The 14,331-nt window shown below is 69.6% G+C and carries 14 protein-coding genes; 9 read left to right on the forward strand and 5 right to left on the reverse strand.

What is annotated here, in order from left to right:
- Window positions 1–114: 114 nt before the first annotated feature.
- On the forward strand, window positions 115–1,095 hold the full coding sequence (locus ACZ48Z_RS22700) for an NAD(P)H-quinone oxidoreductase (RefSeq protein ID WP_468737671.1): 981 nt from the start codon (window positions 115–117) through the stop codon (window positions 1,093–1,095).
- Here the strand turns inward: ACZ48Z_RS22700 and ACZ48Z_RS22705 are convergent.
- Complete coding sequence (locus tag ACZ48Z_RS22705; RefSeq protein ID WP_468737672.1) at window positions 1,092–1,742, reverse strand: hypothetical protein; 651 nt, start codon at window positions 1,740–1,742, stop codon at window positions 1,092–1,094. The two genes, ACZ48Z_RS22700 and ACZ48Z_RS22705, sit on opposite strands and share 4 nt — an antisense overlap.
- Before the next feature lie 136 nt (window positions 1,743–1,878).
- Here ACZ48Z_RS22705 and ACZ48Z_RS22710 point away from each other — a divergent pair, with 136 nt between their 5' ends.
- Together ACZ48Z_RS22710 and ACZ48Z_RS22715 are read left to right on the forward strand one after the other, a co-directional pair.
- On the forward strand, window positions 1,879–2,421 hold the full coding sequence (locus tag ACZ48Z_RS22710; protein WP_468737673.1) for a bacterial proteasome activator family protein: 543 nt from the start codon (window positions 1,879–1,881) through the stop codon (window positions 2,419–2,421).
- A 474-nt stretch (window positions 2,422–2,895) separates the two neighbouring features.
- Window positions 2,896–4,464: a protein kinase domain-containing protein gene (locus tag ACZ48Z_RS22715; protein ID WP_468737674.1), complete on the forward strand. Its 1,569-nt coding sequence runs from the start codon at window positions 2,896–2,898 to the stop codon at window positions 4,462–4,464.
- Between the two features lie 68 nt (window positions 4,465–4,532).
- Here ACZ48Z_RS22715 and ACZ48Z_RS22720 read toward each other — a convergent pair whose 3' ends face one another.
- From ACZ48Z_RS22720 to ACZ48Z_RS22730, 3 genes are all read right to left on the reverse strand, one after another.
- A complete protein-coding gene (locus ACZ48Z_RS22720; RefSeq protein WP_468737675.1) occupies window positions 4,533–5,582 on the reverse strand; it encodes a phosphotransferase in 1,050 nt (349 codons plus the stop codon).
- A gap of 122 nt (window positions 5,583–5,704) precedes the next feature.
- Window positions 5,705–6,130 (reverse strand): pyridoxamine 5'-phosphate oxidase family protein, encoded by a 426-nt coding sequence (locus tag ACZ48Z_RS22725; RefSeq protein ID WP_468737676.1) that lies wholly within the window; start codon window positions 6,128–6,130, stop codon window positions 5,705–5,707.
- 59 nt (window positions 6,131–6,189) lie between these two features.
- Window positions 6,190–6,846: a response regulator gene (locus ACZ48Z_RS22730; RefSeq protein WP_468737677.1), complete on the reverse strand. Its 657-nt coding sequence runs from the start codon at window positions 6,844–6,846 to the stop codon at window positions 6,190–6,192.
- Between the two features lie 353 nt (window positions 6,847–7,199).
- Between ACZ48Z_RS22730 and pdhA the strand changes: the two genes are divergently transcribed.
- From pdhA to ACZ48Z_RS22745, 3 genes are read left to right on the forward strand one after another with little or no spacing between them, the layout of a single operon-like run.
- A complete protein-coding gene (pdhA, locus tag ACZ48Z_RS22735; RefSeq protein ID WP_468737678.1) occupies window positions 7,200–8,348 on the forward strand; it encodes a pyruvate dehydrogenase (acetyl-transferring) E1 component subunit alpha in 1,149 nt (382 codons plus the stop codon).
- A 2-nt stretch (window positions 8,349–8,350) separates the two neighbouring features.
- On the forward strand, window positions 8,351–9,346 hold the full coding sequence (locus ACZ48Z_RS22740; RefSeq protein ID WP_468737679.1) for an alpha-ketoacid dehydrogenase subunit beta: 996 nt from the start codon (window positions 8,351–8,353) through the stop codon (window positions 9,344–9,346).
- 10 nt (window positions 9,347–9,356) lie between these two features.
- Window positions 9,357–10,745, forward strand: a complete 1,389-nt coding sequence (locus ACZ48Z_RS22745) for a dihydrolipoamide acetyltransferase family protein (protein ID WP_468737680.1) — start codon at window positions 9,357–9,359, stop codon at window positions 10,743–10,745.
- A gap of 100 nt (window positions 10,746–10,845) precedes the next feature.
- On the opposite strand, the gene ACZ48Z_RS22750 is transcribed toward ACZ48Z_RS22745, so the two are convergent.
- Window positions 10,846–11,823: a BRO-N domain-containing protein gene (locus tag ACZ48Z_RS22750; protein ID WP_468737681.1), complete on the reverse strand. Its 978-nt coding sequence runs from the start codon at window positions 11,821–11,823 to the stop codon at window positions 10,846–10,848.
- Window positions 11,824–12,535: 712 nt separating this feature from the next.
- Between ACZ48Z_RS22750 and ACZ48Z_RS22755 the strand changes: the two genes are divergently transcribed.
- The 3 genes from ACZ48Z_RS22755 to ACZ48Z_RS22765 are packed head-to-tail and all read left to right on the forward strand — an operon-like array spanning window position 12,536 to window position 14,243.
- The gene (locus tag ACZ48Z_RS22755; RefSeq protein ID WP_468737682.1) at window positions 12,536–12,964 is read left to right on the forward strand and encodes a peptidase inhibitor family I36 protein; all 429 of its coding nucleotides are present in this window, start codon (window positions 12,536–12,538) and stop codon (window positions 12,962–12,964) included.
- Between the two features lie 11 nt (window positions 12,965–12,975).
- Window positions 12,976–13,896, forward strand: a complete 921-nt coding sequence (locus ACZ48Z_RS22760; protein WP_468737683.1) for a hypothetical protein — start codon at window positions 12,976–12,978, stop codon at window positions 13,894–13,896.
- Between the two features lie 38 nt (window positions 13,897–13,934).
- Window positions 13,935–14,243 (forward strand): helix-turn-helix domain-containing protein, encoded by a 309-nt coding sequence (locus ACZ48Z_RS22765; RefSeq protein WP_468737684.1) that lies wholly within the window; start codon window positions 13,935–13,937, stop codon window positions 14,241–14,243.
- Window positions 14,244–14,331 lie beyond the last annotated feature (88 nt).

Genomic DNA, 14,331 nt, shown 5'->3' on the forward strand with positions numbered 1-14,331 from the left:
CATGGGGAGACCTTTACCGTCGCGCAAACTCATCGGTGGCGCACGGAGTTTTCCTGGGGCCGGTCCAAGGGCGGGGACGCCTGCGACCGGAGACCGAGGAGTAGCGTCGGCGCCATGTATGCGATCACGATTCCCGAACCCGGTGGGCCCGAGGCGCTGGTCTGGAGCGAGGTCCCGGATCCGGTGGCCGGCGAGGGCGAGGTGCTGGTCGAGGTGGTGGCCGGGGCCGTCAACCGCGCCGACATCCTTCAGCGGCAGGGCTTCTACAACCCTCCGCCCGGCGCCTCCCCCTACCCCGGCCTGGAGTGCTCCGGACGGATCGCCGCGCTCGGCCCGGGCGTCTCCGGCTGGTCCGTCGGCGACGAGGTGTGCGCGCTGCTCGCGGGCGGCGGCTACGCGGAGAAGGTCGCCGTACCGGCCGGCCAGCTGTTGCCCGTGCCCAAGGGGGTCGACCTTCATCGGGCGGCGGCGCTGCCCGAGGTGGTCTGCACGGTCTGGTCGAACGTCTTCATGGTCGCCCATCTGCGCCCCGGCGAGACGCTCCTCGTGCACGGCGGTTCCAGCGGCATCGGCACGATGGCGATCCAGCTGGCCAAGGCCGTCGGCGCCAAGGTCGCGGTGACCGCGGGCACGCGCGCGAAGCTGGACCGCTGTGCGGAGCTGGGCGCGGACATCCTGATCAACTACCGCGAGCAGGACTTCGTCGAGGAGGTCGCAAAGGCCACCGACGGCGCGGGGGCCGACGTCATCCTCGACAACATGGGCGCCAAGTACCTGGACCGCAACGTGCAGACCCTCGCCGTCAACGGGCGGCTCGCGATCATCGGCATGCAGGGCGGCGTCAAGGGCGAGCTGAACCTCGCCGCGCTCCTGAACAAGCGGGCCGCGATCGCCGCGACCTCGCTGCGGGCGCGGCCCTTGGAGGAGAAGACGGCGATCGTGGCGGCCGTACGGGAGCACGTGTGGCCGCTGCTGGACGCCGGGCACATCCGTCCCGTCGTCGACCGCGAGCTGCCCATGAGCGACGCCGGCGCCGCACACCGGGTCGTGGAGGAGAGCGGCCACATCGGCAAGGTCCTGCTGGTCACGTCCTAACCGCGGCGCGTCCGCAGCGCGAACAGGCCGAGTCCGAGCCCCAGTCCGATCAGTACCAGCCCGGTGCCGAGCGGCAGGATGAACACCTTGGGCGTGGCCGCGGTCCGCTCCGCGGAGCGTGACGGTGTCGCGGCGGCGGTCCGCCTGGGCGGCTGAGGTACGGCGGCGAGGTCGCCGTCGCCGGAGTCGGCACCGGAGGAGTCACCGGAAGCGGTGGTGGCGGTGCCGTCACCGAAGGCCTCCTCGTCCTCCGTCTCCGGTTCCTCCCGCCGCCCTGGCCGCTGCCGCCCCTCACCCGCACGGCTTCCGGCACGCGAGGGAGCGGCGGAGGGGGAGGGGGCGACGGAGGCCGAGGAGGAGGCGCGGAGCGGACCGTGGCCCGGGGAAGGTTCCCGGAGGTCGCTGGGCCGGACGGTCGACGGGCTCGTGGCGGTGTACCGCGGGCCGTGAGCCGGGCCCGGGTGGGGCGGGACGCCGGAGGGGGAGGCCGACGTGTCCGTGGAGGCGCGTGGCCGCGGCTCGGTGTCGTACGTCCGTTCGGTGCCGTACCTCCGCTCCGTCCCGTGCGGCAGCTGCCCAGGCGGTACGACGGCCGCGCTCGACCCCATCACGATCACCAGTACCGTCACATGCAGCCAGGGAGTCACGGAACAAGACTGGCATTCCGGTGCCGAAGCGGCATTCCGGGTGGGGCCGTGGTGTCGATCCGCTCCGCGAACGGTGGATCAGCGCGCACCGGGGGCACCCCACTCATGAGATGTACGGGTGCGAGAGAATGGCTGCATGGAGATGCCGAGGAACGAAGGTTCGCCGGAAACCCCCCAGATCCTGGTCGTGGGCCAGGACGGGATGGCACTGGGCGGCGGGGGTGACGAGGACTCCCGCGAGATTCCGGTCACGGAGATGGTCGAGCAGCCCGCGAAGGTCATGCGGATCGGCAGCATGATCAAGCAGCTGCTCGAAGAGGTGCGCGCGGCTCCCCTGGACGAGGCCAGCCGGGCCCGTCTCAAGGAGATCCACCACAGCTCGGTGAAGGAGCTGGAGGACGGCCTGGCCCCCGAGCTCGTGGACGAGCTGGAGCGGCTCTCGCTGCCCTTCAACGAGGACGTGACCCCGAGCGACGCGGAACTGCGGATCGCGCAGGCCCAGTTGGTGGGCTGGCTGGAGGGCCTCTTCCACGGGATCCAGACCACCCTGTTCGCCCAGCAGATGGCCGCGCGGGCCCAGCTGGAGCAGATGCGCCGCGCGCTGCCCCCGGGCGTCGGCGGCCTCGAGGAGGGCGGCGACCCGCGCACGGGCGGCCGCTCGGGCGGGCCGTACCTGTAAATAACCGTTCCGGTGCGGCCGTATCCGAAGGGCCGCGTCAGTGACCGCCTTACTTATAGCCGTTGTAGAGATAAACCCCCTCGACTGGTGAAGGGCCCGGCAGCGTGCGCTGTCGGGCCCTTCGTCCCGCCTGCGGAAAACGCTCGTTCGGGTTCTTCTTCGGAGCCCCGGCGACGCCGGCGGGCGTGACCTGGGCCACGGGATCGGCGTCCTGTCCCGGTGTCCCGACGGGCCGGGACCGGTGCCCGTTCCGTGACCGCCGGCGAAAGAACCGTCGCGCGGGCGTTACAGGTGCCCCACCGCCGGTACACAGAATTTGCACGCCGAGACGTAGTACAGGTTTGATGACCGGTCCGTCCCGGGCCGGCCCCCGGGCTCATCCCGGACCGGCGGCTTGCGCGAAGGCTGTAGCGTGGCCGACGGAGACCGTAACAACACCGCGCGCACCGCGGGCAGAAACGACGGCGAGGACCGATGGCACAGCAGCAGCGCGCTCAGGGCCCGTCCGACCCCGAGGCGACTGGCGGCGGAATGTCGGATGCGCCGGAGCTGTGGGGTAACGGCGGACTGGTCGGGGACGGCCGGTACCGGCTGACCCACAGACTCGGCCGAGGTGGGATGGCCGAGGTGTTCGCGGCCGAGGACGTACGGCTCGGACGCACCGTGGCGGTCAAACTGCTCCGCGCCGACCTCGCCGAGGACCCGACCTCCAAGGCCCGCTTCACACGCGAGGCCCAGTCCGTGGCCGGCCTCAACCACCACGCGATCGTCGCCGTGTACGACTCCGGCGAGGACTTCGTGGGCGGCCTGTCGGTGCCGTACATCGTCATGGAGATCGTCGAGGGACGGACGATCCGGGACCTGCTGATCAACGCTGAGGCGCCCGGGCCGGAGCAGGCCCTGATCATCGTCTCGGGCGTCCTGGAGGCGCTCGCCTACTCGCACCAGCACGGCATCGTGCACCGCGACATCAAGCCGGCGAACGTGATCATCACGCACAACGGCGCGGTCAAGGTCATGGACTTCGGCATCGCCCGCGCCCTGCACGGCGCGTCCACGACGATGACGCAGACCGGCATGGTCATGGGCACGCCCCAGTACCTCTCCCCGGAGCAGGCGCTCGGCAAGGCCGTCGACCACCGCTCCGACCTGTACGCCACGGGCTGCCTCCTCTACGAACTCCTCGCCCTCAGGCCCCCGTTCACCGGCGAGACCCCGCTCTCCGTGGTCTACCAGCACGTCCAGGACATCCCGACGCCCCCGTCGGCGGTCTCGGAGGCCGTGCCGCCGGAGCTCGACGGCCTGGTGATGCGCTCGCTCGCCAAAGACCCGGACGACCGCTTCCAGACGGCCGAGGAGATGCGCGGGCTCGTCCAGTACGGCCTGCAGATGCTGTACGACCAGGGCGGCCACACCGGCACCTGGAACACCGGCCCGGTGGCGGCGCACGACGGCCGGAACACGCCCTCTGCGGGCTTCGCGAGCACCAGCGTGCTCCCACACCCCGGCGCCGCGTCCGGCACCACCCAGATCCCCCAGCCGATCCTGCCCTCCGACTACGGCGGCGGTGACGACGGCGGCTTCGAGGGGCACGGCAACCGGGGCGGCGGACGCGGCAAGCTGTGGATACTCGCCGTCTTCGCGGTGATCGCCATCGCGGCGGGCGTCGCGCTGGCGCTCCAGAACGGTGGCGGCAACGGCGACGACCCCGGGACCAGCACGTCGCCGACCACCTCGCAGACCACCGACGACAAGACGGCCAGCGAGACGCCGACCGACGAGGCGACGGACGAGTCGACCGAGACGTCCACGGACAACAGCGGCAGCTCGGGCGGATCGGGCTACACGCCGTCCTATTCGCCGTCCTACACGCAGTCGTACACGCCTTCGCCCACCGCGACGGAGCCGAGCGAGACGGCGACGGAGCCGAGCGACACGGCCGAGCCGACGGACACGGCGACGGCGGGTCCCACGGACACGGGCGCCCCGACCGACGGTGGCGGCCTCGTGGCCGGCGGAAGCGGCGGAGACGGCGACTCCTGATCTGCTGAGCCTTCACACGCGCGCGTGCCCGGGAACGGGTCACGCGCGCGTGCTGTTTCACGGGCGGGTCAGCCCATGAACGCGTCGCACACCGCGTCGTACTCCCGCGTCCACCACACCACCAGCGCCGAGGCCGCAGGGAACTGGGGGTCCGCGCGGGTGTCGCCGCGCTCGTAGTGCCAGCGCAGCATCCAGAAGTCGTTCAGTCGCTCCCACCACACGCGGTGCACGGCCGCCGTGAGTTCCGAGGGCGTGGCACCGGCCGTACGCCGGTACGCGCGCGCGTACGCCCGCACCTTCGGCAGGTCGAGCGTCCCCGCGGGCCGTACGAAGAAGATCGCGGCGGCCCGTACGGCCTCCTCCGCGCGGGGCTTCACGCCGAGCCTGTCCCAGTCGACGATCGCGGCGGGCGCGTCGCCCTGGTAGAGCAGGTTGAAGGGGTGGAAGTCCCCATGCACCCAGCCGACCGGCCCGCCGTGCGGAGGGCGCCGCCCCACGTGCTGTTCGAGCAGCTCGCGCCGCTCCAGGAGCCGGTGCCGGGCCAGCTCGTCGAAGGAATCGGCGGGCCGGTGCCGGCGCACACGCGCGAGGAGGTCGTCGATGAGGGCGAAGGTGGTCACGGGGTCGGCGCCGGCGTCGGCGACGGCCGGGGTGTCGGTGGCGGCGGGACAGGGGCTCCGGGCCGGTTCGTCACGCACGCGTGCGTGCGTCGGCATCACGCGTTCCAGGCTGGCGTGCACCACCCCCAGCAGCGCCCCCAGCCGTTCGCACTGACCGGTGGTGAGCTGGGCGCCGTTTCGGTGCCGGCCGTCGATCCAGGGGTGCAGGGCATAGGCGTGGCCGCCGACCACCGCGACCGTACGGCCGTCGTGGCCGGGGAGCGCCGGGGCCACCGGGACGCCGAGGTCGGCCAGGCGCTGGGTGGCCCGGTGCTGGCGGGCGATGGCCTCCGGGGCGGCCGTCTCGGGGTCGAAGTGGTGCTTGAGGAAGTAGCGGCCGCGGGTCGTGCGCAGCCGGTAGCCGCGGTTGAGGAGACCTTGCTCGACGGGGTCGCAGGCGAGGGCGGATCCGGCGGAGTACCGGCGGAGGAGGGCGCCCAGCGGGGGCGCGTGAGGCATAAGGGGTGGTACGGGAGAGCGCGGCACGCGCCAGATGCTAGGGCACGAGCCGACGCTGTGAACTGGGCGTTGTCACAGAACGTCATGGACAGTCGCCGCCGGTCACGGCCGGTCGTGTCCGGTCACGACGTGGGCAGCTCGGCCTGGTTTTCCGGGCCGCCGTCCGTCGAGTGCACGGTCCCGAACCGTGGCTGCACGGACAGGTAGACGGGTTCGTACGGCTCACCGTCGGCGAGGCGGGGAGCGGGCCCGAAGCGCTCGATCTCGGCGGCGCTGGGCTCGTACGCGGTGCACTCGCCCACCACCTGCACCGACCACAGGTCCTCCCCCGGCCGGGCGGAGTTCAGGTTGTCCGAGCCGTACGCCACCACGTTGCCCGCGCACGCCCGGTGGTGGCCGGCGCTCCCGGGCATCCGGAGCAGGATCCGGCCGTCCGTCACGATGTGACGGGCGAAGGCGAGGAAGGGCAGGGCACGGATGCTGGTGGCGACCCGGCCGTGATGTGTGCGGGCGAGCAGTCCGACGGCGAGCTGTTCGGCAGAGGACATACAGGAACTGTGCGCGACGAGAGGGTACGGGCAACAGGGACGTAGGTCCCTAAAGTGCGCTAATGCCGTTCCATCTGCAGGCGGGCCACGTACACGGCCGCCTGGGAGCGTCGCTGCATACCGAGTTTGGACAGCAGACTCGACACATAGTTCTTGATCGTCTTCTCGGCGAGGTGCAGTCGCTCGCCGATCTGGCGGTTGGTGAGGCCCTCTCCGACGAGATCGAGGATCCTGCGCTCCTGGTCGGTGAGATGCGCGAGCCGGTCGTCCTGCTTGGCACCGCCGTCCCGCAGTCGCTCCAGCACGCGCGCGGTGGCCGCCGGATCCAGCAGGGACCTGCCGGCGGCCACGCCCCGGACCGCGTCCAGCAGTTCGGCGCCACGGATGGCCTTCAGGGCGTAACCGGAGGCCCCGGCCATGATCGCGTCGAAAAGGGCCTCGTCGTCGGCGAACGAGGTCAGCATCAGGCACTTCACGGAGTCGTCCCGCGAGCGGATCTCCCGGCACACCTCGACCCCGCTGCCGTCCGGGAGCCGTACGTCGAGCACCGCCACGTCGGGCCGGGTGGCCGGGATCCGCACCAGCGCGTCGGCCGCCGTACCGGCCTCGCCGACCACCTCGATGTCACCCTCCATCGAGAGGAGTTCATGGACACCTCGCCGGACCACCTCATGGTCGTCGACAAGAAATACCCTGATTTTTCCGTTTTCGCGCACTCGGTAAGTCAAACACGGAAACCCTTCCGGTGACCTGGGTAGACGGGATAACGTGCCGTTGCTCCGGCCTCCTGCGAGGCTGTGACCAGCGCCGCTTCCACCCTTTCCCGATTTACTTGGAAATCCAAGCAAAATCGCAGGTCAAAGGGGGTTTCACAGAAATGTGAGGCACTGGGTAACGTGATTCTTGCAGGGCGCTCGCCGGGGCACCTGTCACGCCTGTTCCGGCCTGGTGGCACCCACCCCGTGCACGGGTGCCGGAAACAGGTGAGCCGCTTCCCCAGGCTCTGAACGAGCTGGGGGGACCCCCAGCTCCCGGCAACCCCGAGGGCCGGACCGACGGAGGAGCACACGTGACCGTGGAGAGCACTGCCGCGCGCAAGCCGCGACGCAGCGCCGGGACGAGGAAGTCCCCGAGCACCAAGCCCGAACTGGTTCAGCTGCTGACGCCCGAGGGCAAGCGCGTCAAGGACGCCACGTACGACAAGTACGTCGCCGACATCACCCCCGAGGAGCTCCGCGGCCTCTACCGCGACATGGTGCTCACCCGCCGCTTCGACGCCGAGGCCACCTCCCTGCAACGCCAGGGCGAGCTGGGCCTGTGGGCCTCGCTGCTCGGCCAGGAGGCCGCCCAGATCGGCTCCGGCAGGGCCCTGCGCGACGACGACTACGTCTTCCCGACCTACCGCGAGCACGGCGTGGCCTGGTGCCGCGGGGTCGACCCGACCAACCTCCTCGGCATGTTCCGCGGCGTGAACAACGGCGGCTGGGACCCGAACAGCAACAACTTCCACCTCTACACGATCGTCATCGGCTCCCAGACCCTGCACGCCACCGGCTACGCGATGGGCATCGCCAAGGACGGCGCCGACTCGGCCGTCATCGCCTACTTCGGCGACGGCGCCTCCAGCCAGGGCGACGTGGCAGAAGCGTTCACCTTCTCCGCGGTCTACAACGCCCCGGTCGTGTTCTTCTGCCAGAACAACCAGTGGGCGATCTCCGAGCCCACCGAGAAGCAGACCCGCGTCCCTCTCTACCAGCGCGCGCAGGGCTTCGGCTTCCCCGGCGTACGGGTCGACGGCAACGACGTGCTCGCGTCGCTGGCCGTCACCAAGTGGGCCCTGGAGCGTGCCCGGAACGGCGAGGGCCCCACGCTCGTCGAGGCGTACACCTACCGGATGGGCGCCCACACCACCTCCGACGACCCGAGCAAGTACCGGGCCGACGAGGAGCGCGAGGCATGGGAGGCGAAGGACCCGATCCTGCGCCTTCGCCGGTACCTGGAGGCCTCAAACCACGCGGACGAGGGATTCTTCGCGGAACTGGAGGCCGAGTCCGAGGCGTTGGGCAGGCGAGTGCGTGAGGCGGTCCGTGCCATGCCGGACCCGGACCGCTTCGCCCTCTTCGAGCACGCGTACGCGGACGGACACGCGCTCGTCGACGAGGAACGGGCCGAGTTCGCCGCCTACCAGGCGTCGTTCGCGGATGGGGAAGGGGCCTGATCATGGCAGCTGCAGACGTGACATCCACGAACATGGCACTGGCCAAGGCGATCAACGAGTCGCTCAGGCGCGCCCTGGACACCGACCCCAAGGTCCTCGTCATGGGCGAGGACGTCGGCAAGCTCGGCGGCGTCTTCCGGGTCACCGACGGCCTCCAGAAGGACTTCGGTGAGGACCGGGTCATCGACACCCCGCTCGCCGAGTCCGGAATCGTCGGCACCGCGATCGGCCTCGCCCTGCGCGGCTACCGCCCGGTGGTGGAGATCCAGTTCGACGGCTTCGTCTTCCCGGCCTACGACCAGATCGTCACCCAGCTCGCGAAGATGCACGCGCGCTCGCTGGGCAAGGTCAAGATGCCGGTCGTCGTCCGCATCCCCTACGGCGGCGGCATCGGTGCCGTGGAGCACCACTCGGAGTCCCCCGAGGCGCTCTTCGCGCACGTGGCGGGCCTGAAGGTGGTCAGCCCCTCCAACCCCTCCGACGCGTACTGGATGATGCAGCAGGCCATCCAGAGCGACGACCCGGTGATCTTCTTCGAGCCCAAGCGCCGGTACTGGGACAAGGGCGAGGTCAACACCGAGGCGATCCCCGGCCCCCTGCACAAGGCCCAGGTGGTCCGTGAGGGCACCGACCTGACCCTCGTCGCGTACGGCCCGATGGTGAAGCTCTGCAAGGAGGTCGCCGACGCGGCCGCCGAGGAGGGCAGGTCGCTGGAGGTCCTGGACCTGCGCTCGGTCTCGCCCCTGGACTTCGACTCGATCCAGACCTCGGTGGAGAAGACCCGGCGCCTGGTCGTGGTCCACGAGGCCCCGGTGTTCTTCGGTTCGGGCGCGGAGATCGCGGCCCGGATCACCGAGCGCTGCTTCTACCACCTGGAGGCCCCGGTGCTCAGGGTCGGCGGCTATCACGCCCCCTACCCGCCGGCCCGCCTGGAGGAGGAGTACCTGCCGGGCCTGGACCGGGTGCTCGACGCCGTCGACCGTGCCCTGGCGTACTGAGGAGAGGGTCGTGACGACGATGACGGAAGCGTCCGTACGCGAATTCAAGATGCCCGACGTGGGCGAGGGGCTCACCGAGGCCGAGATCCTCAAGTGGTACGTCAAGGCCGGGGACACGGTCACCGACGGCCAGGTGGTGTGCGAGGTGGAGACGGCCAAGGCGGCCGTCGAACTGCCCATCCCGTACGACGGGGTGGTGCGCGAGCTGCGCTTCCCCGAGGGCACCACGGTGGACGTGGGCACGTCGATCATCGCCGTGGACGTGTCGGGCGGCACCGCTGCGGCACCGGAGCAGCCGGCCGAGACCCCCGTGCCCGCCGAGGCTCCCGCCGCACCCGAGAAGCGCCAGCCGGTCCTCGTCGGCTACGGCGTGGCCACCACCTCGACCAAGCGCCGGCCCCGCAAGGGTCCCGAAGTCCCGGTCCAGCAGGCGTCGGTGGCGATCCGTACCGAGCTGAACGGCCACGGGGCGGCTCCCGTGGTGGAGTCCCGCCCGCTCGCCAAGCCCCCGGTGCGCAAGCTCGCCAAGGACCTGGGCGTCGACCTCACCACGGTGGTCCCGACCGGCCCGGACGGCATCATCACGCGCGAGGACGTGCACGCGGCGGCCCCTGCCGAAGCGCCCGCACCCGCGCCGGTGACTCAGGCCCCTGTCGCGGCTCCGGTCCCGGCGGCTCCCGCCGCGTCGTACGACTCGGTCCGCGAGACCCGTGTCCCGGTCAAGGGGGTGCGCAAGGCGACGGCGCTGGCGATGGTCGGCTCCGCCTTCACGGCCCCGCATGTCACGGAGTTCGTGACGGTGGACGTGACGAGGACGATGAAGCTGGTCGAGGAACTGAAGCAGGACAAGGAGTTCACGGGACTGCGCGTGAACCCCTTGCTGCTGATCGCCAAGGCGCTCCTCGTGGCGATCCGGCGCCACCCCGACATCAACGCGTCCTGGGACGAGGCGAACCAGGAGATCGTGCTCAAGCACTACGTCAACCTGGGCATCGCGGCGGCCACCCCCCGTGGCCTGATCGTCCCGAACATCAAGGACGCCGACGCGAAGACGCTGCCGCAACTGGCCGAGGCACTGGGCGAGCTGGTCGCGACCGCGAAGGAGGGCCGCACCTCCCCGGGCGCGATGCAGGGGGGCACGGTCACCATCACCAACGTCGGCGTCTTCGGCGTCGACACCGGCACCCCGATCCTGCCGCCCGGCGAGTCCGCGATCCTGGCCGTCGGCGCGATCAGGCTCCAGCCGTGGGTCCACAAGGGCAAGGTCAAGCCCCGCCAGGTCACCACGCTGGCGCTGAGCTTCGATCACCGTCTCGTGGACGGGGAGTTGGGCTCCAAGGTGCTGGCCGACGTGGCGGCGATCCTCGAACAACCGAAGAAACTCATCACCTGGGCGTGACCCGCGCGCAGCGGATACGTTGTTCAACGCTGAAGGGACGGCCGCAAGTTCGGATTGCGGCCGCCCCTTCAGTCGTTCGCCGGATCGTTCACCGGATCGGTCAGCGTCGGTTGAGCACGTACACCGGAGTCTCGTCCTCCGAGGCGCCCTGCGAGCGGATACAGGCGTGTTTGTGCAACAGCCGCAGACATTCGTTGACGCGGTGCACGGACAGTCCGGTCCGGGCCGCGATCACTTCGAGCGGCTGCCGCAGCTCACCCTCCTCGACGAGCACCGGCGCGATGACGACGGCCACGGTCCAGACGTCCTCCGTCACCGACAGCCGGCGCCGCCAGTCGGCCAGCACGGACTCGGTGGTCGGCTCGGCGGACAATTCGGCGGTGGATACCGGGCGTTCGAGAGTAAAGGCGTCGAACCGGTCCGCGATGCGTTCCATTGCCAGGGCGATGGCTTGCTGCGTGACGAGGGTGGCGCGCTGCATGTCGAGCATTTCCCGCTGCGTGTCCAGAATCGCCTCCTGCAGCGCGATCGACTTGTGCTGGGCGACGGCGAGTTGTTCGTCCGCGTGGAGGTTGCGTTCCTCAAGCCGGACGATGGCCTCGGCGACCTGCTCGGGCATGGCGTAGGCGATGGGAGCACCGGGTTCGGACGGCTGCACCTCGGCTTCTTCGAGGGTGTAGGAGCCCTCTCGCTGGACGGTCTCGATCACCTCGGCGGCCCACTGTTTGAAGGGCAGACAGGCGGGCTTCGTGCAGGCGTTGACCAGAAGGATCAGACCTTGGAGAGAGATGACGTTCAGGTCTCGGCGCCACTCCCTACCTGCGGGAACGCTGAGACCGTAACCTCCAGTTAGGGTCTCAAGAGACTCTCGCTGGGCCTCCGGGACGTGATCGGAGAGTGCCTTCTGCGCGTTGGTGTGCCCCAATTGCCTGCACACATCCACCGCCGGGAACCAATGTGCCCCGTCCGGCATGGTCAGCCTGCGTACCCGGGCTCCCGTAGCCGCGTAGACGAAGTCGCCGACGTCGATAGCCTCATGCCTCTTGCCCGCCTCGGGCCGCTTGCTGGGTTCGATCATGTGAACCACCTCCGCTGCGGAACTTAGGGCGAAGGAAATCGAATATGCCAACCAGCGGAGTGATGTTCACTATTGCGAGCGAAGATCACCGATTCCGTTGCGCCGGGCCGCCGGTCCGTGGCTGACAGAGTGCTCAGCGGCGCAGTGCTTACACCGGGTTCGACGCATGCTGCAGCCGGACAGAGGCCGGCGAGTAGGCCTGTCGGGAGGCCGATCGGGAGGTTGGTTGCAGGTGGGGCGGCGCCTGTAATGCTCCAGGGGGCGGTCAGCACGTCGAGTGAGGGCGCCTCGGCCTCCGTGGGCGGTCACCTGCCCGGGCGGCGTCGGTTTCCGTTGGCCGGGCCGGGTCCCTTTCCGTCAACTGGTCCGCCTCTGCGACCCCTGTTTCGCGTCGTCGCCATCCTTCGTCGTCGCTCCGGCGTACGGGGTTCAGCCGCTGTGTCACCGTCCGAACCCGGAGAGCACTTCTCACAAATGGCGGGGAACTCGGCTGTCTTGAACGCGGCCTCGTCATCCGCCAACTCGACGTGCGAGGGGGGCGCGGAGCACCGCTGTGCATACGGGCTCTCGTGGCCATGCGCTGAATGATCCTAGGACCGTCCGAAAGTGATCGTCTACTGTCCCCAGGGACAGTAGACGATCACTTTCCGCCTTGATTCACTCTTGCTTTGCAGGATCTTGATGATTCAATTGCATAAGACAGGGGGCGGAGTTGAACAGCAGGAGAACGGTACGACGTGCCTCGGCACTCGCTGTGTCGCTGGTCGCGATCGGGGGGCTCGCACTGGGCACCGCGGGACCGGCGGCGGCCGCAGACCAGGACGACGGCATTCTGGAGGCTGGTGAGTTCGGCCTCTACTACAACTCGAACCGGGGCGGCTGTGTCTTCGACCTCGACGCCGGGGACAACGACTTCACCGACAACAAGTTCAAGGACCGCCCAACCTATGTGAACTGCCCCGGCGAGGGGCAGACGGTGAACGACAACACGGCGTCGTACTGGAATCGCGACAACAGAACCTGGTACGTCTACACGGACACGTTCCACGAGGGCACTCGGGGCGATCTCCCTGCCGGTTACATCGGCGACGCCACCTCCACCTTCAAGAACGAGATCTCGTCGAGCTATTACTACCAATGAACCGGCTCAGTGTGACCACTCTCGGCGCCGTCCTCGCCCTGACGGGCTGTTCCGTCGGTGGCTCGGACGGCTCCGGTGGGAGCACCGGACCAACAGCGGGCTCCACGCCCGCGATGCTCGGAACCGCCGACCTGAGCTTCCCGCTGGACGCCTACGAGGCCACCACCGAGCAGCAGACCACACTCGCGCGGGCCCAGGGCGTCCTCACCAGCCGGTGCATGGCCCGCCTCGGCTTCACCTACCAGGCTCCCGAGCGGCCCGCCGTCTCCGCGAGTGAGGCGAACGCACGAGTCTTCGGCCTGGTCGACCAGGGCACGGCCGCCAGGTACGGCTACCTGAATCCCGCGATGGCGAACGCCCCGGTGCGATCGACCACGGGGTCACTGTCCGAGAAGGAGCAGCTCGCGCTCAGCGGCGAGGACGATCTCGACCCGGCCGACGCACCCACGAACCTGGAGGAGGCCGAGAAGTCCGGTGGCAGCGACGTCACGTTGAACGGGGAGCGGGTGCCCGTCGGCGGCTGCGTCCGGGAGTCCTACCTCAAGCTCTATGCGCGCAAGGCGAACGAGGTCGACATCCTCTTCGTGTTCAACCTCAAGAGCGAGGCCCAGTCCAGAGCACGCGAGGACTCCCGGATCCGCGCGGTCGACAGGCGTTGGTCGTCCTGTATGGCGAAGGCGGGATACAAGCTCACGGAACCCGCCAACGCCGTCAAGGAACTGGGCCTCACCGAGTCGAACCTGTCCGGTTCGAGAGCAGTCACCGCGGCCAAGGCCGATGTGGCCTGCAAGCAGCGGGTCGACTTCGTAGGAGTGTGTTACGCGGTGACGACCGCCTACCAGCGTCGGCTGATCGAGGAGAACAAGCGGGCGTTGTCGTTGGCCAAGGAACAGTTGGAGAGCCGGCTCTTGCTGGCGGCCGAACTGACCTGAACCGACTATGCGGACCTGAGCCGATCCGGGACGACCTGATGCCGAACACATGTCGGCTGTGCCGGCTGCCGGAATCACTGCGCGAGATCCTGGGTACGGCACTTTTCCGTCTGCCCACCCTCACCGACCGGGAGCGCCAGATTTTCGGGCTGCTCGTCTTCGCCGAGGAGTACGGCGAACTCGCGAGGTCGTTGGGGATAGCCGAGCGCACGGTCAAGTTCCATGTCGCGAACCTGCGCACCAAACTGGGCGGGTTGAGCCGGCTCCAGTTGTGCCAGGTGGCCCTGCTGGATCTGACCGGCCTGCCCGACACCGCCGAGATCTGCGCCGCGCATCCGGCGCGATGATCGGGCGAGGGGGGGGGGGGGGGGGCGGTGGGGGGGGGGGGGGGGGGGGGGTGCGCTGTGTGTTGCCTGTCGGTGGCTCTTTTTGTCT

It is taken from the genome of Streptomyces sp. NPDC031225 (assembly GCF_055570355.1).

Coding starts and splice junctions, on each gene's coding strand:
- ACZ48Z_RS22700 (WP_468737671.1), top strand. CDS start 115: ATGTATGCGATCACGATTCCCGAACCCGGTGGGCCCGAGGCGCTGGTC.
- ACZ48Z_RS22710 (WP_468737673.1), top strand. CDS start 1,879: ATGGAGATGCCGAGGAACGAAGGTTCGCCGGAAACCCCCCAGATCCTG.
- ACZ48Z_RS22715 (WP_468737674.1), top strand. CDS start 2,896: ATGGCACAGCAGCAGCGCGCTCAGGGCCCGTCCGACCCCGAGGCGACT.
- ACZ48Z_RS22720 (WP_468737675.1), bottom strand. CDS start 5,582: ATGCCTCACGCGCCCCCGCTGGGCGCCCTCCTCCGCCGGTACTCCGCC.
- ACZ48Z_RS22725 (WP_468737676.1), bottom strand. CDS start 6,130: ATGTCCTCTGCCGAACAGCTCGCCGTCGGACTGCTCGCCCGCACACAT.
- ACZ48Z_RS22740 (WP_468737679.1), top strand. CDS start 8,351: ATGGCAGCTGCAGACGTGACATCCACGAACATGGCACTGGCCAAGGCG.
- ACZ48Z_RS22750 (WP_468737681.1), bottom strand. CDS start 11,823: ATGATCGAACCCAGCAAGCGGCCCGAGGCGGGCAAGAGGCATGAGGCT.
- ACZ48Z_RS22765 (WP_468737684.1), top strand. CDS start 13,935: ATGCCGAACACATGTCGGCTGTGCCGGCTGCCGGAATCACTGCGCGAG.